The organism is Mesorhizobium sp., assembly GCF_017306585.1.
In the GTDB taxonomy this organism is placed as follows: domain Bacteria; phylum Pseudomonadota; class Alphaproteobacteria; order Rhizobiales; family Rhizobiaceae; genus Mesorhizobium.
This window is the reverse complement of record NZ_JAFKIC010000138.1, coordinates 1-21513: the sequence shown is the minus strand read 5'-3', so window position 1 is coordinate 21513 and position 21513 is coordinate 1. Positions and strand designations below refer to the sequence as shown.

The 21513-nt window shown below is 64.4% G+C and carries 26 protein-coding genes; 15 read left to right on the top strand and 11 right to left on the bottom strand.

The window, feature by feature from the left end; genetic code table 11:
• Positions 1–37 precede the first annotated feature (37 nt).
• The 3 genes from J0I79_RS14255 (at position 38) to J0I79_RS14245 (ending at position 3732) form a co-directional block, all read left to right on the top strand.
• Positions 38–793, top strand: coding sequence for an SDR family oxidoreductase (locus J0I79_RS14255; protein WP_292859438.1), 756 nt, complete (start codon positions 38–40; stop codon positions 791–793).
• A complete protein-coding gene (locus J0I79_RS14250) occupies positions 762–1313 on the top strand; it encodes a gluconokinase (RefSeq protein WP_292859435.1) in 552 nt (183 codons plus the stop codon). The genes J0I79_RS14255 and J0I79_RS14250 overlap by 32 nt, the downstream gene beginning before the upstream one ends.
• Positions 1314–1392: 79 nt before the next feature.
• Positions 1393–3732 (top strand): response regulator, encoded by a 2340-nt coding sequence (locus J0I79_RS14245; protein WP_292859432.1) that lies wholly within the window; start codon positions 1393–1395, stop codon positions 3730–3732.
• 24 nt (positions 3733–3756) lie between these two features.
• Here the strand turns inward: J0I79_RS14245 and J0I79_RS14240 are convergent, their stop codons facing one another.
• From J0I79_RS14240 to J0I79_RS14215, 6 genes are all read right to left on the bottom strand, one after another.
• Positions 3757–4497 carry a class I SAM-dependent methyltransferase gene (locus J0I79_RS14240; RefSeq protein ID WP_292859429.1) on the bottom strand — a complete coding sequence of 247 codons (741 nt, stop codon included), beginning with the start codon at positions 4495–4497 and terminating at the stop codon, positions 3757–3759.
• Positions 4498–4591: 94 nt separating this feature from the next.
• Positions 4592–5344 (bottom strand): Stf0 family sulfotransferase, encoded by a 753-nt coding sequence (locus tag J0I79_RS14235; RefSeq protein WP_292859426.1) that lies wholly within the window; start codon positions 5342–5344, stop codon positions 4592–4594.
• A 51-nt stretch (positions 5345–5395) separates the two neighbouring features.
• A complete protein-coding gene (locus J0I79_RS14230) occupies positions 5396–5947 on the bottom strand; it encodes a chloramphenicol phosphotransferase (protein ID WP_292859423.1) in 552 nt (183 codons plus the stop codon).
• A 36-nt stretch (positions 5948–5983) separates the two neighbouring features.
• A complete protein-coding gene (locus tag J0I79_RS14225) occupies positions 5984–6838 on the bottom strand; it encodes a lytic transglycosylase domain-containing protein (protein ID WP_292859420.1) in 855 nt (284 codons plus the stop codon).
• A 5-nt stretch (positions 6839–6843) separates the two neighbouring features.
• On the bottom strand, positions 6844–8097 hold the full coding sequence (gene ispG / locus J0I79_RS14220) for a flavodoxin-dependent (E)-4-hydroxy-3-methylbut-2-enyl-diphosphate synthase (protein WP_292859417.1): 1254 nt from the start codon (positions 8095–8097) through the stop codon (positions 6844–6846).
• A gap of 308 nt (positions 8098–8405) precedes the next feature.
• Positions 8406–8585: a YdcH family protein gene (locus J0I79_RS14215; RefSeq protein WP_292859414.1), complete on the bottom strand. Its 180-nt coding sequence runs from the start codon at positions 8583–8585 to the stop codon at positions 8406–8408.
• A gap of 239 nt (positions 8586–8824) precedes the next feature.
• Between J0I79_RS14215 and J0I79_RS14210 the strand changes: the two genes are divergently transcribed.
• Positions 8825–9028: a YdcH family protein gene (locus tag J0I79_RS14210; RefSeq protein ID WP_292859411.1), complete on the top strand. Its 204-nt coding sequence runs from the start codon at positions 8825–8827 to the stop codon at positions 9026–9028.
• An 8-nt stretch (positions 9029–9036) separates the two neighbouring features.
• Here J0I79_RS14210 and J0I79_RS14205 read toward each other — a convergent pair whose 3' ends face one another.
• Positions 9037–9168, bottom strand: a complete 132-nt coding sequence (locus J0I79_RS14205; protein ID WP_292859408.1) for a hypothetical protein — start codon at positions 9166–9168, stop codon at positions 9037–9039.
• Between the two features lie 17 nt (positions 9169–9185).
• Here J0I79_RS14205 and J0I79_RS14200 point away from each other — a divergent pair, with 17 nt between their 5' ends.
• From J0I79_RS14200 to J0I79_RS14180, 5 genes are all read left to right on the top strand, one after another.
• Positions 9186–10391: an aminotransferase class V-fold PLP-dependent enzyme gene (locus tag J0I79_RS14200; protein WP_292859406.1), complete on the top strand. Its 1206-nt coding sequence runs from the start codon at positions 9186–9188 to the stop codon at positions 10389–10391.
• A 390-nt stretch (positions 10392–10781) separates the two neighbouring features.
• Positions 10782–11321, top strand: coding sequence for a sigma-70 family RNA polymerase sigma factor (locus J0I79_RS14195; protein WP_292859403.1), 540 nt, complete (start codon positions 10782–10784; stop codon positions 11319–11321).
• A complete protein-coding gene (locus J0I79_RS14190) occupies positions 11318–12223 on the top strand; it encodes an anti-sigma factor (RefSeq protein ID WP_292859400.1) in 906 nt (301 codons plus the stop codon). Before J0I79_RS14195 ends, J0I79_RS14190 begins: the two co-directional genes overlap by 4 nt.
• A gap of 97 nt (positions 12224–12320) precedes the next feature.
• The gene (purE, locus tag J0I79_RS14185) at positions 12321–12818 is read left to right on the top strand and encodes a 5-(carboxyamino)imidazole ribonucleotide mutase (protein ID WP_292859397.1); all 498 of its coding nucleotides are present in this window, start codon (positions 12321–12323) and stop codon (positions 12816–12818) included.
• Complete coding sequence (locus tag J0I79_RS14180; RefSeq protein WP_292859394.1) at positions 12815–13891, top strand: 5-(carboxyamino)imidazole ribonucleotide synthase; 1077 nt, start codon at positions 12815–12817, stop codon at positions 13889–13891. Before purE ends, J0I79_RS14180 begins: the two co-directional genes overlap by 4 nt.
• Before the next feature lie 36 nt (positions 13892–13927).
• On the opposite strand, the gene J0I79_RS14175 is transcribed toward J0I79_RS14180, so the two are convergent.
• A complete protein-coding gene (locus J0I79_RS14175; RefSeq protein WP_292859391.1) occupies positions 13928–14341 on the bottom strand; it encodes a lysozyme inhibitor LprI family protein in 414 nt (137 codons plus the stop codon).
• A 232-nt stretch (positions 14342–14573) separates the two neighbouring features.
• Between J0I79_RS14175 and ykgO the strand changes: the two genes are divergently transcribed.
• From ykgO to J0I79_RS14155, 4 genes are all read left to right on the top strand, one after another.
• Positions 14574–14699 (top strand): type B 50S ribosomal protein L36, encoded by a 126-nt coding sequence (gene ykgO / locus J0I79_RS14170; RefSeq protein WP_040974291.1) that lies wholly within the window; start codon positions 14574–14576, stop codon positions 14697–14699.
• 112 nt (positions 14700–14811) lie between these two features.
• Positions 14812–15459, top strand: a complete 648-nt coding sequence (locus tag J0I79_RS14165) for a hypothetical protein (protein WP_292859388.1) — start codon at positions 14812–14814, stop codon at positions 15457–15459.
• A gap of 135 nt (positions 15460–15594) precedes the next feature.
• Positions 15595–16662 (top strand): alpha/beta hydrolase, encoded by a 1068-nt coding sequence (locus J0I79_RS14160; protein WP_292859385.1) that lies wholly within the window; start codon positions 15595–15597, stop codon positions 16660–16662.
• Position 16663: 1 nt separating this feature from the next.
• A complete protein-coding gene (locus J0I79_RS14155) occupies positions 16664–17179 on the top strand; it encodes a hypothetical protein (protein WP_292859382.1) in 516 nt (171 codons plus the stop codon).
• Here J0I79_RS14155 and J0I79_RS14150 read toward each other — a convergent pair.
• The 3 genes from J0I79_RS14150 to J0I79_RS14140 all read right to left on the bottom strand — a co-directional run bounded on the left by J0I79_RS14150 (position 17176) and on the right by J0I79_RS14140 (position 20003).
• The gene (locus tag J0I79_RS14150) at positions 17176–17910 is read right to left on the bottom strand and encodes a L,D-transpeptidase (protein ID WP_292859379.1); all 735 of its coding nucleotides are present in this window, start codon (positions 17908–17910) and stop codon (positions 17176–17178) included. The genes J0I79_RS14155 and J0I79_RS14150 overlap by 4 nt on opposite strands.
• Positions 17911–18084: 174 nt before the next feature.
• The gene (gene pyk, locus J0I79_RS14145) at positions 18085–19518 is read right to left on the bottom strand and encodes a pyruvate kinase (RefSeq protein WP_292859376.1); all 1434 of its coding nucleotides are present in this window, start codon (positions 19516–19518) and stop codon (positions 18085–18087) included.
• Positions 19515–20003: a DUF1036 domain-containing protein gene (locus J0I79_RS14140; protein WP_292859527.1), complete on the bottom strand. Its 489-nt coding sequence runs from the start codon at positions 20001–20003 to the stop codon at positions 19515–19517. The genes pyk and J0I79_RS14140 overlap by 4 nt, the downstream gene beginning before the upstream one ends.
• A 245-nt stretch (positions 20004–20248) precedes the next feature.
• Between J0I79_RS14140 and J0I79_RS14135 the strand changes: the two genes are divergently transcribed.
• Together J0I79_RS14135 and J0I79_RS14130 are read left to right on the top strand one after the other, a co-directional pair.
• Positions 20249–21046 carry an N-formylglutamate amidohydrolase gene (locus tag J0I79_RS14135; protein WP_292859373.1) on the top strand — a complete coding sequence of 266 codons (798 nt, stop codon included), beginning with the start codon at positions 20249–20251 and terminating at the stop codon, positions 21044–21046.
• Between the two features lie 11 nt (positions 21047–21057).
• Entirely contained in the window at positions 21058–21366 is a 309-nt protein-coding gene (locus J0I79_RS14130; RefSeq protein ID WP_292859370.1) for a DUF1244 domain-containing protein, read from the top strand.
• The last annotated feature ends 147 nt before the right edge of the window (positions 21367–21513 follow it).

The following is a 21513-nucleotide window of genomic DNA, read 5'->3' as shown; positions in this document are numbered from 1 at the left end:
GCGGCCATGGCGAGAGGCAAACAGGGGACCAGGGTCGATGTCGTCCAATCTGTTCGATCTGACCGGGCGCCGGGCGCTCGTGACCGGCTCCTCGCAAGGCATCGGGTTCGCTCTCGCCACAGGCCTGGCGCAAGCCGGCGCCAAAGTGGTCCTCAATGGGCGTGACGCGGCCAAGCTCAGCGAGGCGGCGGCACGGATTCCCGGCGCGCAAATGCTCCCCTTCGATGCGACCGACCACGAGGCGGTACGCTCCGCGATCGATGGCTTCGAGCTGTCTCATGGAGCGATCGACATTCTGGTCAACAATGCCGGCATGCAGTTCCGCACGCCGCTCGACGAGTTTCCCGCCGACGCCTTCGAGCGCTTGCTGCAGACCAACATCGCCAGCGTCTTCCATGTCGGCCAGGCCGTCGCGCGCCACATGATCAGGCGGGGTCGCGGCAAGATCATCAACATCGCCTCCGTGCAGACCGCGCTCGCCCGCCCCGGCATCGCTCCCTACACGGCGACGAAGGGCGCGGTCGGCAACCTCACCAAGGGCATGGCGACCGACTGGGCCAGACACGGCCTGCAATGCAACGCGATCGCTCCGGGCTATTTCGACACGCCGCTCAATGCCGCGCTTGTCGCCGATCCGGCCTTCAGCGCGTGGCTTGAAAAACGCACGCCGGCAGGCCGCTGGGGAAGGGTCGAGGAACTTACCGGGGCCTGCGTCTTCCTCGCCTCAGACGCCTCCTCCTTCGTCAACGGACACATCCTCTATGTCGACGGCGGCATCACCGCATCCATCTGATCCGCCGCGCCGCATGGTCATCATGGGCGTTGCCGGATCAGGCAAGACCACGATCGGCGAGGCGCTCGCCCGTGCGATCGGCGCCACCTATGTCGATGGCGACCAGCTTCACCCGCCGGCAAACATCGCCAAGATGAGCGCCGGCATTCCGCTGTCGGACGAGGACCGCTGGCCATGGCTGGCAAAGGTCGGCGAGACGCTCCGACCGGGCAGTCCGACGATCCTGGTGGGCTGCTCGGCGCTGAAACGAACCTATCGCGATTTCATCACTGAAAGTGCGGCTGCGCCGGTTCTGTTCATCTACCTCAACGGCTCGCGCGAACTGATTTCCCGGCGCATGCGCGAGCGCACGGGCCACTTCATGCCGACAGGCCTGCTCGACAGCCAGTTCGCGACGCTGGAGGCCCCGGGGCCTGACGAGAACGCCATCGCGGTGACGATCGACGCACCGCTCGATGAGATCGTCAAAAGCATCGTCGGCAGAATCCGGGGCCTTTCCCGGTCAACGGGCGCTCCATAGGTGCGCGCGAACGAAATCTTAATGTAAATGAAGCGTAATCCCGATCATTAAAATACTGCGTATGTGTTTGGGGTTGCGCATGCCGGAATATTCTTCCTTCATCCGGTCCGTCCGGATTCGTTATCTTTCAGGATTGTTGGTTTTCGCGCTGGCTTCGGCCGCCATCATGGTCGCGCTCAACCGCGTCAATTCCTTGCGTCATGAGATCGACGCACTGAGCAGCAACCTCGTCGTCTTCACCCGCGACCTGCGCAACGCCACCAGCTTCGCCGAGACAACCAGCTCCGCCTGGCGCAACGAGACGCGTGATTCTCTGACCGCTTCGGCGCGCGACCATTCCGAACGCCTGACCCACGAGATCGAAGTCCTGACCGCCCAGCTCGCCGAGATCCGGCCGCGCCTGTCGGCCAAGACCCTCAACGAGCTCTCGGCGTCTTCCGTCAATGGCGATCTGTTCTGGTCGCCGCGCGACATGGTGCGCAACTTCAACCTGATGTCGGTGGCGCAGAAGACCGATGAATGGAGCCCGCGCGAAATCCGCAACCAGAACGACCTGTTCGTCCAGCCGATGCTGGTGCGCGTGCGCACCGCCATGGACGAGGAACGTCATCTGGCCGACATCGCCAGCGACCGGCTGTTGTTCTGGGCGAGCGGCCTGCTGTTCGCCGTCCTGGCCGTCGTTGCCTTCTGGATTTTCAGGCCGATGGAAAAGGCGATCCGCCGCGCCTTTGCCGAATCGGCCGAATCCCTGTTCAAGGCCGAGGCCGCCGACCGCGCCAAATCGGAATTCCTGGCCAATATGAGCCACGAGATCCGTACCCCGATGAACGGCGTGCTCGGCATGGCCGAGCTGCTGGCCAAGACCGAGTTGACGCCGCGTCAGAAGACCTTCACCGACGTCATCGTGAAATCGGGCAATGCGCTGCTGACCATCATCAACGACATTCTCGACTTCTCCAAGATCAATGCCGGACAGCTGACGCTCGACCCTGCCCCGTTCCGTCTCTCCGAGGCGGTCGAGGACGTGGCGACGCTGGTCTCGGCGCGCGTTGCCGAGAAGAACCTCGAGCTGATCGTGCGCGTCGATCCGCGCCTGCCGGCCTATGTCGTCGGCGATGCCGGCCGCTTCCGCCAGATCGTCACCAACCTGGTCGGCAACGCCGTGAAGTTCACCGAGAAAGGCCATGTGCTGATCGATGTCGGCGGCGAAATCGTCAACGACGTCGTCCAGCTCAAGCTGCGTGTCGAGGACACCGGCATCGGCATCCCGGCCGAGAAATTGCAGAACGTGTTCGAGAAATTCGCGCAGGTCGACGGCTCCTCGACCCGCCGTCACGAAGGTACCGGCCTCGGCCTCGCCATCTCCGCCCGCCTCGTCGATTTGATGGCCGGCAAGATCGGCGTCGAGAGCGAGATCGGCCGAGGTTCCGTCTTCTGGTTCGCGGTACCCTTGCCGGTGCACAACGCCCAGGCGCGCGACGAGATCGTGCCGGTCGACGTCACCGGCGCGCGCGTGCTGGTGATCGACGACAATCCGGTCAACCGCGAGATCCTGCTGGAGCAGCTCCGGAGCTGGAGCTTCGATTGCGCCGCCGCCGAAAGCGGCGCCGTGGGGCTGGCCTTCCTCGATCGCGCCTTCCAGCTTGGCGCGTCCGTCGATTGCATCATCCTGGATTACCAGATGCCGGGCATGAACGGCGCCGATGTCGCCCGCGCCATCGCCGCCGACAGCCGGTTGTCCGCCATTCCGGTCGTCCTCCTGACCTCGGTCGACCAGGTCGATTTCGGCAAGATGATCATCGACTTCGGCATATCGGCACACCTGACCAAACCGGCGCGGTCGGCGGTGCTGCTCGGCACGGTCATCTCGGTCATCCAGAAGGCGCGCTCGCAGGTCGGCAAGGCGCAGTTCGTGCGCGAACCGGCACCCTCACCGGCCCCGGCTGCACCGCCCGCCTTCACCGTCATCCGCGGTCCCGTCCTGCCGGTCGCGGCGATGCCGGAATCCGCCACCATCACGAACGGACCGATCGACATCCTCATCGCCGAGGACAATGACGTGAACCAGCTGGTGTTCGGCCAGATCCTCAACGGGCTCGGCCTGAGCTATCGCATCGCCGGCAATGGCCGCACCGCGGTCGAGATGTACAGGTCGCTGCACCCCAGGCTCATCCTGATGGATGTCTCGATGCCCGAGATGAACGGCTACGAGGCAACCCGCGCCATCCGCGCGATCGAATCCTCGTCGGGCCAGCACATCCCGATCATCGGCGTTACCGCGCATGCGCTGAAGGGCGATCGCGACAAATGCATCGAGGCGGGAATGGATGACTATCTGCCCAAGCCCGTCTCGCCCGACCGCCTCGGCGCCAAGATCGGCACCTGGCTCAGCGAAACGGTGGTGGCCAAGACGGCCTGAGATGCGTCGGGGCGGGCTGCCGGATCAGCGTAGCCGACCGATCGGGATGATTTCGGCGGAGGCGGCCGTATAGGGTTCGCCCTGCCAGTCGCCGAGCCATTGCTCCACCAGCAGGCCATTCTCATCCAGCATTCCGGCAAGATCATCCTTTTTCGGAAACGCGATTTTCGATTCAGCGCTCAGAACCGGTCTGCCGCCGGGAATTTCATAAGAGGTCGAGTAGGTCGCCACCCCGGTGGCGGCATCATAGTCGGCATCATACCAAGCTCTGACGGTACCAAGGCTGGGGTGCTCCACCATCCGTTCTGAGCGTTGCGGCGTCCATTCCAGCCACGCTTTCGCGGCGGGATTTCGCGTGTCGAAGATAAAGCGCCCGCCCGGGGCGAGGTGTTGCGCGATGGTGCGCAACACCGCACGCTGATCCTCGGCCGTCAGAAAAACCTGGAACACGTGACCGGTCAGCAGGACCAGATCGAACCGTCGCCCGAGTCGAGCCGTTCGCGCGTCGGCCAGAACCCAGTCAACCTTGTCACCGCCGATCCTGCGCCGCGCTACGTCGAGCATCGCCGATGCGGGATCGACGCCGGTAACACTGCACCGTTCCGCCAATTCGGTGGCCAACTGGCCGGTGCCACAACCAAGGTCGAGGATGGAGCCACCCTGTCGGGCAAGACGGATGCACCAGTCAAAATCGTCGCGGCCATCCTGGTTCTCGATGTCGTAGAACTGGACGAAATCGGCATCATTGTAGATTGGATCGTTCATGCCGCCGCTTATAGCCCAAATGTTTGCCATGCGTGACAAGCACAATCGATCCTGTCGATGGCAAAGGGTCTTTCCCGGCGTACCCGGCCATGCCTCAGTTGGCCGCATCCAGACGATAGCGGCGCATCCAGTCGAGGCTCGTCGCGTCGGCGAGTTTCGCCACGCCCGGCTTCACATCCGCGATATCAGGTGGCCGCACGCCCAGTGCCTCGCAGATGGCAACCAGCGTCGCGGCCGGATCAGCTGAAAGGCGTTCATAGCCGAGCCGCAGCGGCGTTATCTGCTGCTGCGCGAACCATACATTCCAGGTCGCGTCATAGGCTTCGAGTTCGGCGACCTCGCCGCTGATGCGCTGGAAGTCGTATTGCGGCTCCGCCGGCGGCGCCACTCTCTCGATCTCGGTTCCGTCGGGAGCGACATGCCAGAGGCCGGTCTGCTCCGCCTTCACCAGGGAGACGGCCTGCGCCAGCTTGTCCTCGCGCGACAAATGCAGGTAGAGGACGCGGCCGAAGGCCCTTTCGAAACGCGCTTTGTCGGACGGCAGCCCGGGGAAAATCCCGTCGAGGATGGCCGAGAGCTCACCCAGGTTTTCCCGCATCAGGCGCAGGCCGAGAATATCGGTACCGCCCTTGCCCGCCGCGATCGCGGCGTTGAGATAGGCGGTATCGAATTCGAGCTCCCTCATCGTATCGCGCGGGGGCAGGCCCCAGTCTTCGGCCCATTCCAGAATGTCCTGCCGCCGGTAGAATGAATGTGGATTGCCGGTCCTTTTCGTCGACGCCAGGAGATTGCACAGCAAGGTGCTTCCGGTCCTTGGCGTGCCGCAGATGATATATGCGTCGAACATGGCTGCCCCCGTCGCTGTAGAAGGCAGGCCAGCCCCACCGGTTCCAGCCGCCTATAGTCGAAATTCCCCGCGGATGCGATAGGCGCATTCCAGTGGCGTATGGATACTCGTGTCGACTTCGAGATCGTAGCGTATTCCCCTATGCACGCGCTCGAACTGCCAGCGCGCCAGCCCCGGCAACCTGTCGGCCCGCAGCACCTCTCGTGCCTCAAGTACCTCCAGAGGCGCCATGACGCCGACCAGATAGAAGTCGAAGGCCGAAAGCAGTTCGACATATTCAGGCATTTCACCATGGCAGAGCACGTCGTCGACGATGAGATTGTTGCCTTGTCCTGCCATGGCGGCAACGGCGTGGCGCATGCCGCGCAGAGCCCTCTCGCCCACCGGGCCGGCCCGGATCACCACCGAAGGTCGGCCATCCTGCTCCATGGTTTCATAGGAGAACCCATCGGCATGGTCCTGCAGGGCATCGGGCAGCATCTCGAGAAAACTGTCCATTTGGACATGCAGGAACGGTTCGGCTGCTATACCCTGCAGCGCCCTGGCGATCGAGCTTTTGCCGGCGCTGCCGGCGCCATTGAGCAGAATGATGGTTGCTGTCACTTTGGAATGCCCCCTCCCTGGCACGATCCGGGCACCTTACCGGTTGCGCACCACCACGCACGCCCCGCCGACACTTTGCAGTTTCTGGCAGATGACATTGGCGGCGGCACGGTCGTCGACACCGATCCTGACCGCGTAGATGCCGCGCCGGCCGATCGGCGTGCGCACCCGGCTCACCACCGGATCATGGCTGGCTAGCAAGGCCGGAAACCGGCTCCTCACCCTCAGCCACTGGCTGATCGCGGCGCTGCGGCGGAAATTGCCGGCTACCTGGATGCCCCATGGCTTCACATTGATCGAGGCCATCGCCACGGTCTGCGACATGATGACAGGCAGCTTGCGGCAGGCGACCGCGAAGTCGAGCTTGGCGTCGAGCGGCTCGACCTTTCCGGCATAGGTGCGGTCGGTGAACTTATCGACCGGCTCGCCCATCACGTCGAAGACATAGCTCTCGGTCTCCATCGGCAGGAAGCCGCCGGAGCCCAGCCAGCGCGACACCCGGTTTTCGCCGGCATTGTAGGCCGCCGCCGCCAGGCCGAGATTGCCATAGCTCGCCTTCATCTCGGCCAGATACTTCGCCGATGCCGGGATCGCCTGGTTGATGTCGAAGGAATTTTCGAGTCCCCGCATCTTGGCGGTGCCGGGCATGAACTGGGCGATGCCCTCGGCGCCGACGGGACTGACGGCGTTGGGATCGAAACGGCTCTCCTTCCAGATCAGCCGGGCGAAGAAATCCCTGGGCAGTCCGTTGAGATCCGCATGGGCCTGGATCAGGTTGCAGACCTTGTCGATCAGCCTCTGCTTGGCCGATTGCGGCGGATCGGCCTGGGCGAATGTCGACCAGCCCAGTCCGCACAACAGGATCAGCGTCGCCAGGAGCAAACGCTGCATTGTCCCTACTCTGCCGCGGCCTTGCCGCCGCGACCGAAACGCTGATCGATATAGTCGGCGACCATCTTCTCGAAATCCGCCGCGATCGACGGCCCCCGCAGCGTCGCAGCCTTCTTGCCGTCGACGAAGACCGGTGCGGACGGTGTCTCGCCAGTGCCAGGCAGCGAAATGCCGATGTCGGCGTGCTTGGATTCGCCGGGACCGTTGACGATGCAGCCCATCACCGCGACCTTGAGATTTTCCACGCCGGGATATTTCTCGCGCCACACCGGCATGTTCTTCCTGAGGTCGGACTGGATGTTCTGGGCGAGTTCCTGGAATACGGTGGAGGTCGTGCGGCCGCAGCCGGGGCAGGCCGCGACGATCGGCACGAATTGCCGGAAGCCCATGGTCTGCAGCAGTTCCTGCGACACCTGCACCTCGCGCGTGCGGTCGCCATTGGGCTCGGGCGTCAGCGAGATGCGGATGGTGTCGCCGATCCCCTGCTGCAGAAGGATGCCCATGGCCGCCGACGATGCGACGATGCCTTTAGAGCCCATGCCGGCCTCGGTGAGGCCCAGATGCAACGCGTGATCGGAGCGGGTGGCAAGTTCGGTGTAGACGGCGATAAGGTCCTGCACGCCGCTGACCTTGGCCGACAGGATGATCTTTTCGCGGCCGAGCCCGATCTCCTCGGCCATCTCGGCCGACAGGATCGCAGACTGGACGATCGCCTCGCGCGTCACTTCCTGCGCCGTCAGCGGGAAACCCTTATTCTGGTTGTCGTCCATCAGCCGGGTCAAAAGCTCCTGGTCGAGCGACCCCCAGTTGACGCCGATGCGGACCGGCTTGTCGTGTTTGATCGCCATTTCGACGATATCGGTGAACTGCCGGTCCTTCTTGTCCTTGAAGCCGACATTGCCCGGATTGATGCGGTATTTGGCCAGCGCTTCGGCGCAGGCCGGATGATCGGCCAGAAGCTTGTGACCGATATAGTGGAAATCGCCGACGAGCGGCACGTTGATGCCGAGCCGCAGCAAGCGCTCATGAATACGCGGCACGGCGGCCGCGCTCTCGTCGCGGTCGACCGTGATGCGCACGATCTCGGAGCCGGCGCGGTGCAGTGCGGCGACCTGCGCGACCGTCTGGTCGACATCGGCCGTGTCGGTGTTGGTCATCGACTGCACGACCACGGGCGCGCCGCCGCCGACGACCACGCCGCCGACATCGACGCCGACCGAGGTGCGGCGCGGGAAGGGAAAGGAAAAATATCCGGTCATGCCGGCAGCCTTTGTCTTTGAAGCGCGTGCATCCACGGAACGCGTGAGGAACGTCCCGTGCCGATGCGCTGAAGTCCGGGCATGAGGTGGAGGAGCAAAGATGGCTTGTCAATGGCGACAGGTCGCCACTGACGCCAATTGATGGCTGCTGCGGCGCTTGAAGACGCGCCACAGCGGCCAAAGCAGGGTTTGAAAGGATATTAGCTGCCGCTTATGGCAAGCTCTGAAAATGAAAACCCACTACACCGGCGGCACCGTACCGCCGGCAGGGAAGACCGCGTGTGTTCAGCGGTTATGTCAGTCAGGCATCAATGCGAGGTCGGTTGCGCCTTCAGTTTTTCAATCGCATCCTTGAGAGCCAGCTTGCGTCGCTTGAGATTCACGATTTCGAGGTCGTCCACCGACGGGTGGTTCATCGCGTCATCGATTTCGCGTTCGATGTCGCCGTGTTTCCGCTGCAACTCATCAAGATGGGATGCAAGAGACATGATTGGTTCTCCCTTTCATGGTTTTCCTCGATTGCAGCCGTCAAGGCACGTCCACCGCAGGTCGTTTCTGTGACGGCACCATGACACTTTGCCACCTTCCGACCGCGATGTCGAATGCTGCGTGGTAGCATTCCACGGCAATGTGAAATGTGATATGGGCTGCGCACCGGTGGCAGAAAGTGCCGCCCCCGCCCAATCAGGCCCAGCTTTGGGCGCCGCAGACGTGCAGACGGTACAGAATGTCCGATCAGGAACAGGCCGATATTCGCCTCGAATTTTCCCGGCTGAAGCAGGAACACACCGATTTCGACGCGGCGATCAACGCAATGATCGCCATGAATTGCGACCCGCTGCAGATCCAGCGCATGAAGAAGAAGAAGCTGGCGCTGAAGGACCGGCTGATGAAGCTGGAAGACAAGATCATTCCCGACATCATCGCTTAGTGCACTGCCTAGCCGGCGATCGAAAGCCTTGCGGCGAGGTCGCGCAGCAGCCCGATGAGTTCAGCGGTCCGCTCCTGCGTCGTGTCGATGGGAACCACGAGGCACGAAGCGGTCGTCGAGATCGCCGCCTGACTTGCCACCCACGGTATCCGCCCACATGAAAACCACTTCCTCCACCGGCTCCAACACGACCATTCGCGAACGTCTGGGCCTGCGGCCGATCATCAATGTCTCCGGCACCATGACCGCGCTGGGCGCGTCTATCATCGTGCCCGAGGCGATCAGCGCCATGGCCGAGATGGCCTCGCAATGGGTGGAGATGGATGATCTGCAGCGCGCCGCGAGCACCGTCGTCGCTCGCCTCACAGGCGGCGAGGCAGGTTTCATCACCGCTTGTTGCGCCTCGGGCATCACCATGGCCATCGCCGGCGCGATGACGGGAACCAGCCTGCTTGCCATCGAGCGCCTGCCCGACGAGACGAGCGGCCTCAAGTCGGAGGTGATCATCCAGCTTGGCCACATCGTCGATTATGGGGCGCCGATCGACCAGTCGGTTCGCCTCGCGGGCGCCAAGGTCGTGCCTCTGGGCACGGTCGGCGCGACGCAGGATTATCACCTGCGCGAGGCGATCAACGAACGCACGGCGGCGGGCCTCTTTGTCGTGTCCCATCACACTGTGCAGCACGGCATGCTGTCGCTGGAGGAGTTCTGCGAGATCTGCCACGCCAAGAGCGTGCCTGTCATCGTCGACGCCGCCTCCGAATACGATCTGCGCGGGTTTCTCGCGCGCGGCGCCGACGTCGTCATCTACAGCGGCCACAAATTCCTGAGCGGGCCGACCAGCGGCATCGTCACCGGCCGCAAGGATCTGGTTAGGGCCGCCTATCTGCAGAACCGTGGCGTCGCCCGCGCCATGAAGGTTGGCAAGGAAAGCATCGCCGGCACCATGGCGGCACTCGAAGCCTGGGAGAAGCGCGACCATGCCGGCATCCGGCGGCGCGAGGCGGCGGCCCTCAATCTCTGGAAGGATGCGCTGCAAGGCATACCGGGCATATCGGCCGAGATCATTCCGGACCCGACCGCCAACCCGCTCGACCGGCTTCAGGTGTTCGTGCGGCCGCAAAGCCGCTTCACCGCCGCGGGCCTGGCCTCGGCGCTGGCCGCGGGCTTGCCACCCGTAATCGTGCGCAACCACGAAGTCGAGCGCGGCCATTTCTTCCTCGACCCCTGCAACCTTCACCCCGGCGAGGCCGAGATCGTCGCCGGACAGTTGCGGGCCATATTGACCGCGAAGGACCGGCCCTCGGATGCCATGAAAGGCGCGCGCAACGATTCTTCCCGCGCATTGCGCTGGCCGGATTGAGCACGCGCAATCAGCCTCGCCATACCCGGCAGGGGCCGATCACGAGACTGTGATCTGCCTTATTTGCGCACGACGGGAATAAAGCGCCTTCCACCTAAGTCTTCTCGCCATACGCCATTGCTGGCGTTGAGGAGATTTGTATGCCTCGTCATTGCAAGCACGGCACAACAGGTCGCGGCATCGGCCGCCGCCAGGCGCCGACGGGCTTGGTCGGCATGTTCTCCTCGTCGGTGATGCTTGACACTGGTGGCGCGGATGACTTCACTTTCAACAGGGCAGCCGGCCTTGCCCGTTTCCGGGAACCTTGTCCTCGGAAACAAGGCAAGGGCGCCGTCTCGTCTTGAGGTGGTACGGCCAATCCCTTCCGGAGTATCGGACCATGGTGCTGCTTTGAGCGAGAGGGCCCTGGCGGAACGCTTCAACCAGGTTGTGCTGCCGCATCTCGGCGACGCGCTGGCGCTTGCCCGCTGGCTGACGGGCAATGCCGCCGATGCCGAGGATGTGGTGCAGGATGCCTGCATCAAGGCGCATGCCGGCATATCAGGCTATGCTGGGGGTAACCCACGCGCGTGGCTGCTGACCATCGTGCGCAACACCTCCTATACCTGGATGTCGCGCAACCGGCCGCGCGCCATGATGGCCGTGGGCGACCTCGGCGATCTCGACGACATGGCGGCCGCCCATGGCACCAGCCTGCCGGACGAGGACGGGCCGGAGGCAAGCCTGATCGCGAAGGCTGATACGGCGGCACTCGAAGCAGCGATCGCGGCGCTGCCGGAACCGTTTCGAGAAACGCTGGTGCTGCGCGACATAAACGGCCTCGCCTATCGCGAGATAGCGGCCATGCTCGACGTGCCGATGGGCACGGTGATGTCCAGACTTGCCCGTGCGCGCGGCCTGCTGGCGTCTGAACTGGGGAGAGCGCCATGACCGGCCATGACGACGGACTGCCCAATGATCCCGAAGGTATCGCACTGATGATCCACGCCCTTGTCGATGGCGAACTTGACGCGGCCGCCGCCCTGGCCGTGGAGCGCCGCATCGCCGCCGACCCCCGCCTTGCCGCCGAACACGCCCGTATCCTTGCTCTGCGGGGCGCGGTCGCCCGGCTGCCGCGACCCGATGTCAGTGATGCCTTTCTGGCCCGCATCGCCGCGATCGGCATGGCAGGCGGCGAACAGCAGGCGCAGCCTGCGGAACCACAGCGGGGCGCACCGTCGGCGCTACCGGGATTGATCGCAGGCGCGGGCGCCGGCCAGAGACGGGAAGCCGGGACACGCCCCTCCCAGACGCGGACATCGCCAAGGGCGCGCCGCTTCGGCTCGTTCGATTGGCGCGCCATGGCCGCGTCGATCATGATCAGCGCGGTGCTGGCCAGCGGGGCGACGCAATGGGTGATGCAGAGTGGCGTCGATGACGGCTTTGCCGCCGCGGTCGCCAGCGGCCATCGCCGCAGCCTGCTCGCCGCGAGCCCGATCGACATCGTCTCGTCCGACCGCCACACGGTGAAACCTTGGCTCGACGCCCGCATCGGCGTTTCACCGCCGGCGCCTGATCTCGCGCAGGACGGCTACGCACTGATCGGCGGCCGGGTCGAGGTGATATCGGACCGTCCGGTGCCGGCTCTGGTCTACCGTCACCGCGAGCACCTGATAACGCTGGTCGCCGAGCCGCAGCAGGGCGGCAAGGTCACCCAGCCGGACGATCTTTCGTCGGGCGGCTTCTCGATGGTGCACTGGAGCGACGGCGCCTTCTCCTACTGGGCGATCTCCGACATGGAGCGCCCCGAACTCGACGACTTCGTCGCCCGCTTCCGCAAGGCGGCGGTGTGAGCCAATTCGAGGCCGTCGAGCCCCGTCGGCGACCACGATCCTTGCGGCCCCGCGCGAATTCCGCTAAGGGCCGCCTTTGTCGCCGGGGAGCAACAGCTTGAACGATCAACGCGCCGACGTCGCCATCATCATGGGCAGCCAATCCGACTGGGCGACGATGCGCCAGGCGGCCGAAACGCTGGAAGCGCTCGGCGTTCCCCACAGACGGCTGATCATCTCGGCGCATCGCACGCCCGACCGGCTCTATGAATTCGCCAAAGGCGCCAAATCGGCCGGCTACAAGGTGATCATCGCCGGCGCCGGCGGGGCTGCGCATCTGCCCGGCATGACGGCGGCGATGACGCCTCTGCCGGTGTTCGGAGTGCCGGTGGAATCGAAGGCGCTCTCGGGCCAGGATTCGCTGCTCTCGATCGTCCAGATGCCGGCCGGCATCCCTGTGGGCACACTGGCCATCGGCAAGGCCGGCGCGGCCAACGCGGCGTTGCTGGCCGCCGCCGTGCTGGCGCTCAACGACGACAAGCTTGCCCAGCGGCTCGATGCCTGGCGCGCCTCGCAGACCGCCAAGGTCGCGGCAGAGCCGACGGATACGCCGTGAGCCTGCCCGCCGGATCGACCATCGGCATCATCGGCGGCGGCCAGCTCGGCCGCATGCTGGCGATGGCAGCCGCCCGCCTCGGCTACCGCACCATAGTCCTCGAACCTCAGGCGGATTGCCCGGCCGCACAGGTCGCCAACCGTCAGATAATGGCCGCCTACGACAATCCGGCGGCTATTGCCGAACTCGCGGCGGCGAGTGCCGTCGTCACCTACGAATTCGAGAACGTTCCCGTTGCCGCCGCCGCAGCACTTGCCGCCAGCGTGCCGGTCTACCCGCCGGCGCACGCGCTCGACGTGGCGCAGGACCGGGTGAGCGAAAAGACATTCCTTAACGGCATCGGCATCGCCACCGCCGATTTTCGTCCGGTCGACACGGACGACGAACTGACCGTGGCGCTGAGAGCGTTCGGCGGCAGCGGCATCCTGAAGACGCGGCGCATGGGCTATGACGGCAAGGGCCAGCGCGTCTTCCGCAACATGGCGACAGGCGGTTTCGCCGGCACCTGCGAGGCGATGGGCAATGTGCCGCTGATCCTGGAAAGCTTCGTGCCGTTCGAGCGCGAGATTTCGGTGATCGCGGCGCGCGGTCTGGATGGCAGCGTCGCCGCCTACGACCCTGCCGAGAACGTCCACCGCGACGGCATCCTGCACACATCGACCTTGCCGGCGGCGGTCGCGCCACCGACAGCCGAGGCGGCGCGGTCCGCGGCCACGAAAATCCTGTCGGCGCTCGACTATGTCGGCGTCATCGGCGTCGAATTCTTCGCGCTGGCGGACGGCTCGCTGCTCGCCAACGAGATCGCCCCGCGTGTGCACAATTCCGGGCACTGGACCGAGGCCGCCTGCGTCGTATCCCAGTTCGAGCAGCACATCCGCGCCGTCGCCGGCCTGCCGCTCGGAAGCCCCGGGCGCCATTCCGACTGCGTGATGGAAAACCTGATCGGCGACGATGTCCTGCGCGTTCCGGCCCTGCTCGCCGAGCCCGACTTGATGCTGCATCTCTACGGCAAGGCGCAGGCGCGGCCCGGCCGCAAGATGGGCCATTTCACGCGGATCAGCCGCCGTCAGTAAGACTGCCTGCCGGCAGTTAATCCCGGTGCGGACAGCCTACTGGGCGTCGTCTTCGTCGGAGCTTGCGCAACTGACATCGCCCTCCTCGCAATTGGCCGAGGCGGCGAGCTGTTTGATGCGGTCGTTTGTCAGCTTGGTCAAGCATTGCGAAACCACCATCGAGTGGATCGAACCTCCGGCGCTCGATGCCGTCGTATGCGCGCAGTCGGCGTCGCGGAAGGCGATCCAGGCCCGTTGGGCCGTTTGCAGGAGTTTCTTGCCGTTGGCGTCTTCCGAGCCGATGAGGTCCTGATAGGCCGTGTTGAGCTTGGCGTCGGCCGCCTGGTAATCCTCGTTGGCGCAGATGTTCATCATCTGCTGGCTGTCGTCGGACCGGTCGCATTCCTGCGCGCGCAGGATCGAGGTTCCCGCCAACAGCACCAGGCAGGCGGACAGGAAAATTCGGCGCATGGTCACCCCCCAAATCATCTGATATCCACGGCATCATCCCAGCCCGCCCGGGACCATGCAATGCCGCGAAGCCGGCATGGTGGATATTTGATGATATGAGCATGCCGGGCATGCTTGCGGTTGACACGGACAAGGCTCCTCGTTTATGAGCCAACCACCGTTCAAAAGGCGCGTCTTCTGGCGCGCCTTAAAATTTCGACCCGGGACCGGGTCCACATCGACCGGCAAGACCATGAAGATCAAGAATTCGCTCAAGGCGCTGAAGGCGCGTCACCGCGACAACCGTCTGGTTCGCCGCAAGGGCCGCATCTACATCATCAACAAGACCGCCCCGCGCTACAAGGCACGTCAGGGCTGAGCTTTCGGCCGGCCCTTGTGGCCCGCCATTTGATGCTGCCGCGGGCTTTTTGCCCGGCACCCTCACACTAAAATCACTTTGATGTTCCGCCGCCCGGGGATAGACTCGGGCGATGCGGATTCTTTTTGCATTTTCGGCGGCTTTCCTCGTTTTCGGCGTCATCTCCTTGCCCGCGCGGGCGGATGACCAGGCGATCACGCCGACAACCCCGGATGCCCAGCCGGCACCCTCCGATGCGCAGCCCGCGGTTCCGGATACGCCGGCCGCACCGATGACGAAACAGGCGCGGCTCGACAAGCTGTTCGGCGACCTCAAGCGCGAGCGCAACGAAAAGGCGGCGGAGCGCATCGCCGGCAACATCTGGAACGAATGGTTCCAGTCCGGCAGCGCCTCGATCGACCTGATGATGTTGTGGTCGCAGAAAGCCATGGACAATCAGAAATTCGACGTCGCGCTCGACTTCCTCGACCAGGTGGTGACCTTGCAGCCGGCCTATGCCGAGGGCTGGAACCGGCGCGCCACCGTGCATTTCATGATGAAGAACTACGGTAAGTCGATGGCCGACATCGACCGCACGCTGCAGCTCGAACCCCGTCATTTCGGCGCCCTGTCGGGCCTGGCCCAGATCATGGCGCTGACCGGCCACAAGCAGTCGGCGCTGGAAGCCTGGCAGAAGGTGCTGGCCATCTATCCCATGATGCGCAGCGCCCAGGACCAGGTCGCAACGCTCTCGGAAGAGCTTGCCGGCGAAGGAATTTAGATAAGGGAATAAGGCAGTAGGGCAGTAAGGCAGTATGTGGAGGGTCTTGGACAGCTCTCCCTACTGCCCTACTGCCCTACTGCCCTACTGCCCTACTGCCTACAACTTATCCCCCACCACCCCCGTATATCCCGCATGAACCTGATCTACGCCGCGTTCGCCTTTCTCCTCGCACTCATCCTTGCCCTTGTCGGTGTCACCCGCGTCGGCGCATGGCTGATCGAGCGCCGCAATCCGCCCATTGGCGAATTCGCCGACATCAACGGCGCACGCATCCACTATCTCCACGTTTCCGCATCGGCCAATGCGGATCTGCCGCCGATCGTGTTCATCCATGGCGCCAGCGCCAACCTCAAGGACCAGATGCTGCCGCTACGGCCATTGCTCGAAGGCCGCGCCGAAATGCTGTTCCTCGACCGGCCGGGATTCGGTTGGTCGCAACGCGGGCCGGGCAACAATGAGAACCCTTCGGCGCAGGCCAACACCATTGCCGCCCTGATGGACCGTCTCGGCATCCGCAAGGCCATCATCGTCGGTCATTCCTTCGGTGGCGTGGTCACCGCTGCGTTCGGCCGCGAGCATGCCGACAAGACGATGGGGCTGGTCTTCCTGTCGCCGGCGACCCATCCCTGGCCGGGTGGCGCGACCTCCTGGTATTACGACCTGACCACCATTCCGGTGATCGGCCGGCTGTTTTCCGAGACGCTGACCTATCCGGCCGGAACATTGCAGATGGCTGATGCCACCACATGCGTGTTCTCGCCCAACAAGGTCCCGGACAATTATCTCGCCGCCGCGTCGATCCCGCTGGTGCTGCGGCCGTCGGCCTTTCGCGCCAACGCCACCGACGTCGCCGGGCTCTACGACTATGCGCTCAGCGCCGCGCCTCATTACAAGGAGATCACCGCTCCGACGGTGGTCATATCAGGCGACCGCGACAAGGTCGTCTATGCCAGGATCCACTCCGTCGGCCTGGTACGCGACATACCGGGCGCCGAACTCGTCTGGGTGCACAATCTCGGCCACAAGCCGGACTGGATCGCGCCCGACCTCGTCGTCGGCGCCATCGAAAAGGTCGTGGGCAAGGATGTCGACCTGGAGGCGATGGCCAGGACGGTAGAGGCGCGCATATCAGGCGATGTCTATGGCGCGGGCAAGTGCGCCGACATCAAGGAGCCCCAGACGGAGCTCGCGCCGACCTGAGATGTACATCCTGAAGCATGGCATCAAGAAAAACCCGGAAAGGCGATGGGCGCTGCCGGATCGCATCTTCTTCGGTCACGGCGCCTGCGCGATTCTCGCTGGCACCTTCCTCAGGCATGCCCCTCTTGAAGGATTTCATGCGGAGCGGATCCTTCCGGCCGAGGGCTTTGCCGGGAACCATATCTATGTGACCGACGGGCTGATTGCCTTCGACTATCACGGCTACTCCGGCCGCGAGCGGCTCCTGCTACATCACGAAAAGGGATGGGCCGGCCACAGTGCCGGTTGGCACTGCACGATCGAGAAGGTCGACTTCGACCTGCTCGATACGACCGAGCTCAACCGGCGAAAGATGCTGGGGCCGGATCAATATCTGCACGACCCCATCCCGCGCGCATGCCGGTTCCTTGAGCGCGTGAACCACGTCGAAGCCGCTGCCAAAGCATCCGCAATCGCCAGCGGTGATGCCTGCCGGGCCGTGGTCTCAGAACCACGGCCACGCCGCACGCTGCCCTAAATGACCAGCAGCGGTGTCTTGCCGGGCACGCGCTCGTAGAGGTCCATGACGTCCTGGTTGAACATGCGTACGCAGCCGGACGACGCGGATTTGCCGATCGACCTCCACTCCGGCGAGCCGTGGATGCGGTAGAGCGTGTCGACGCCGTCCTTGAAGATGTAGAGCGCCCGTGATCCCAGCGGATTGGTGACGCCCGGCTGCATGCCCTGGCGCCACTTCTCCAGCTTCGGATCCCTGCGGATCATCGCCGATGGCGGCGTCCAGGTCGGCCATTTGCGCTTCCACTGGACGATGGCGCGGCCTTTCCAGGAATAGCCCTGGCGCCCCAGTCCGACGCCATAGCGCATCGCCTTGCCGTCCTTGAGCACGAGGTAGAGAAATTTGTCGGTCGTATTGACCACGATCGTGCCGGGTTTCTCGCCCGTCGGATCATCGACGACCTGCCGCAGGAACCGGCCGTCGACCTTGGTGAACGGAATCGCCGGCAGCGAATGGCCGCCATCCTCGACGGCGGCATACATACTGGGATAGTCGGGCGAAGCGGGAGCCGTGGGCTCGGGCGCGGCCGCTTCGACCGGCGGCTGTTGCGGCGCCGGTTCGGGAGGCGTCGGGCTGAGGGGAGCGGCCAGGCTGATCGACTGTCTGGGCATTTGGGCACAGGCCGAGATCGCCGAAACCCCAACGAGCGACAGTCCGGTCAAAAGCGACCGGCGCGAAACGAAACAGGACATTCAGTATACTTTCAAACGATGGAAAAGGCGGGCGAAGCGGCTTTCAATGCCGCGTTGCCACGTCTTGTAGGGTGGATCGCGGCGACGCTGTGTCGAAAACACAAGCCGCGATCATTGTCCGCGCTGCTGTTGTATCGCAGCCACAGTGAGATTTGCGCGCCTTGGCGAAGCGGGCTATCGGCCGGCCGCTTCCGACCCGACATAAGCGATGCGCAGCATGTTGGTCGACCCCGGCGTCCTCAGCGGCACGCCGGCCGTGATGATGACGCGGTCGCCCGGCTTGCCGAACTCTTCTTCCAGAGCGATGCGGCAGGCGCGGTTGACCATGTCGTCGAGATCGGTGGCATCGGGCGAGACGACGCAATGCGTGCCCCACAGAAGCGACAGGCGCCTTGCGGTGTTGAGGATCGGCGACAGCGCCACGATGGGCACTTGCGGCCGTTCGCGCGCGGCGCGCAGGCCCGTGGTGCCGGAGGCGGTATAGGTGATGATCGCCGACAGCTTCAGCGTCTCGGCGATCTCGCGCGCGGCCAGCGATATGGCGTCGGCACCCGTCGCTTCCGGCTCGGAGCGCTGCGCATTGATGATGCCGGCATAGGTCGGATCGGTTTCGACCTTGGTGGCGATGCGGTTCATCATCGCCACGGCCTCGACCGGATAGGCGCCCGCCGCCGATTCCGCCGACAGCATGATGGCGTCGGCGCCCTCGAAGACGGCGATGGAGACGTCGGACACTTCGGCGCGGGTGGGCACCGGCGCGGTGATCATCGATTCCAGCATCTGGGTTGCGATCACCACCGGCTTGCCGGCGCGGCGCGCGGCGCGCGTGATCTGCTTCTGGATGCCGGGCACGGCTTCCAGCGGCATCTCGACGCCGAGGTCGCCACGGGCGACCATCAGCGCATCGGACAGCTCGATGATTTCGGCCAGGCGGGCGACGGCCTGCGGCTTTTCGATCTTGGCCATGATCAGCGCGCGGCCGCGTGCGATCTTGCGCGCCTCGGCAAGATCCTCGGGACGCTGCACGAAGGACAGCGCCACCCAGTCGACGCTGGCCGCGAGCACGGCGTCGAGATCCTTGCGGTCCTTCTCGGTCAGCGCACCGACCGGCAGGTCCGTATCGGGCAGGCTGACGCCCTTCTTGTCGGAAATCGTGGTGCCGGCGACGACGGTGCAGACGATCGACTTGCCGTCGCTTTTAACTGCCTTCAGTTCGAGCTTGCCGTCGTCGATCAAGAGGCGATGTCCGGCCTCGACCGAGCTCAGGATTTCGGGATGCGGCAGATAGACCCTGGTCGAACTGCCGGGCTCGGGATTGTCGTCGAGCGTGAAAGTCTGTCCGGCGGTCAGCGCTTCCTTGCCGTTGGCGAACTTGCCGACCCGCAGCTTGGGGCCTTGCAGATCGGCCAGGATGCCGATCGGCCGCCCGACCTTCTCCTCCACCGCCCGGATGCGGCCGACCAGCGTGCGCATCAGTTCGTGATCGGTATGGCTCATATTGATGCGGAACACATCGGCGCCCGCTTCGAACAATTTCTTCAGCATCTCCTCGGAGGAGGAGGCCGGACCGATTGTGGCTAGGATCTTGACCTTGCGGCTGCGTCTCATTGACTGTTCGTTCCCGGGGCGGCTGGAGCGCCTCCCGTTGCGGGCTCGTCGGTAAGCTGGACCATCCAGCTTGCCTGCTCGCCCGTGTCATATTCCTGGAAGCCGGCGCGCTGGAAGCCCCGGGCGACGCAGTCGTTCACGCCTGCGATCTTGAACTCTTTTTCAGCCACGCACATGTTGATCGGGCCGTCCCAGCGTCCGCCACGCTCGGCGTCTTCTGCATAAAGATAGTAAAACCTTGATGACAGCGGGCCTTCGATCAACGTCTTGCAGCTCGATCCTTCGATGTGCCACCAGCCTTCGGTGATCCAGCCGGCCTTGGCGCGGTAGCCGATGCCGACGCCGACCAGGTTCTGCGTGGCGTTGCAGACGCGGAAGTCGGCCCGCGCTGGCGATGCCGCGACCATCGCGGACAGCCCCACGGCGAGCGTCAGGAGCGGCATGGCGAAGGCAAAGCGCGTGCGCTGCCCGCCGGCGGAACCCATCCCAAAACCCCTCAAGAACCACATCAGCATCTCTCTGCGCCCCTTTTCGGAAAAGTCCGGGCGCATGTCAACGCGCCGTTTTGACCAATTCCAATCGATTTAAGAAGGCTCCCGGCGCACGATCCGTCGCCCCTTGCCAGATTTCCCGGGAAACCTTGGCCAAACAACGGCATTGCGCACACGTCGTCTTCGTGGAATGACGATAGCACCCTCCCCGGAAGCCAGCGAACGACCATTTTCCGCCGATGACCCGATCCACAGTTTTCGCGCCCTTCGACATCGTCGAGGGCGACCGCAAGCGGGGCATCGTGCTCCTGGCCGATCATGCCCGCCGCGACCTGCCCGAGGACTATGGCAGCCTCGGCCTGCCCCGAGCCGAGTTCGATCGCCACATCGCCTACGACATCGGTGTCGAGGCGGTGACCCGCGAACTCGCCGCCCAACTCGGCGTACCGGCGGTGCTCGCCAATTTCTCGCGGCTGCTGATCGACCCCAACCGTGGCGAGGATGACCCGACGCTGATCCGCCAGCTTTATGACGGCACCATGATCCCGGGAAACTATCCGCTGGCGCCTGAGGAACGCGAAAGGCGGCTCGACCGCTTCTACCGCCCCTATCATGATGCGCTCGGCGCCATGATCGCCTCGGTGGCGCAGGCGTCCGGCCAGGCGCCCTTCCTGTTTTCGGTACATTCCTTCACCCCGGTCATGCAAGGCAGGCAGCGGCCCTGGCACGTCGGCATCTTGTGGGATCGGGATGATCGCGTGGCACGGCCGCTGATCGATATGCTGGCCGCGGACAGAAGCCTCGTCGTCGGCGACAATGAGCCTTATGACGGCGCACTGCGCGGCGATACCATGTTCAAGCATGCCATCGTCAATGGCTACGCCCATGCGCTGATCGAGATTCGCCAGGACCTGATATCGGACCAGAAGGGGGCTCTCGCCTGGGCCGGCCGCCTGGCGCCGATCGTTGACGCGATCGACCGCCGTGCCGATATACATGAAGTGAAAATCTACGGCTCGCGCACCGGGCCGCTGTGATAGAGGCTGCTATGACCGAATTGAGCGACGAACAGCAGCGTGACTTCGAGGCCGCCGCCTTCCGCCGGCTGGTCGAGCATCTTCGCGAGCGCAGCGACGTCCAGAACATCGACCTGATGAACCTCGCCGGCTTCTGCCGCAACTGCCTGTCGAACTGGTATCGCGAGGCCGCCAATGCCGATGGCGTCGACCTCTCCAAGGACCAGTCGCGCGAGATCGTCTACGGCATGCCCTATGCCGACTGGCAGGCGCTGCATCAGACCGAGGCGTCGGAAGCCAAGAAGGCCGAGTTCGAAGCCAGGCGGCCGACGGATCACTGAACGCGGCCCATGGCTTCGTCATTCTAGGGCGGAGCAAGGAGCGTAGCGACGCGGCGCAGACCCCTGGAGCTGCTCCGCAGCCCAAGGAATCCATTCCGTGACGGCTGGTAAGAGTGCGGCGGTTCAGAATGAAGGTCGCACTCACCA